Raw genomic sequence first — 647 nt, forward strand, 5'->3', positions numbered from 1 at the left:
TCCGGGCTTCGTGGAGCGCTACAACGATCGCTTCGCGAAGACGCCCCATCGACCTGACGATCTGCATCGCCCCCTCAATGTCGGTCCGGACCGGCTACGGGCGATCCTGTGCCTGCGCGAGCATCGCTACGTCGGCGCGCAGCTGTCGTTCCGGTTCGAACGCAATCGGGTGATCCTCGACGAGACCGAGGTCACGCGCGGGCTGGCAGGCAAGTATGTCGAGACGTTGGTCTTCCCCGACGGCGGCTTCGAGGTCCGCTGGAACGGAATGGTCCTGCCCTACCGGGTGTTCTCCAAGGACCAACAGCGCGTCACGCAGGCCTCGATCGTGGCCAACAAGAACCTCTCCGCCGTGCTCGAGCACATCAAGGCTGAGCAGGAGAAGGCGAAGCCCACGCCGACCAGGCAGCCCGTGCAGCGCACGCGCTACACGCCGAACGGTCAGCGAAACGACGGCTGGAACTCGCTGGCGGCGCGCAAGAAGAAGGCGGATGCGGCGACGAAAGCCGGCGCCCGCGGGGCCGGGCGAACCTCCGATCCTTGACCTCTCCGGTCCGCCCGGCCCCGCTCCAACCGACGTGCCCAGGCCCCCCACCGGTGACGTTCCTGCTTTGCAGACCGGGTGACGTTTCTGGATGGTTGCAACA

At 66.8% G+C, this 647-nt stretch carries 1 pseudogene; it reads left to right on the top strand.

The window, feature by feature from the left end:
- Positions 1-544, top strand: a pseudogene (locus Q1A87_RS23645) (ISNCY family transposase); the annotation flags it as partial.
- Between the last annotated feature and the right edge of the window lie 103 nt (positions 545-647).

The sequence above is a fragment of the uncultured Jannaschia sp. genome (assembly GCF_947494055.1).
In the GTDB taxonomy this organism is placed as follows: domain Bacteria; phylum Pseudomonadota; class Alphaproteobacteria; order Rhodobacterales; family Rhodobacteraceae; genus Jannaschia.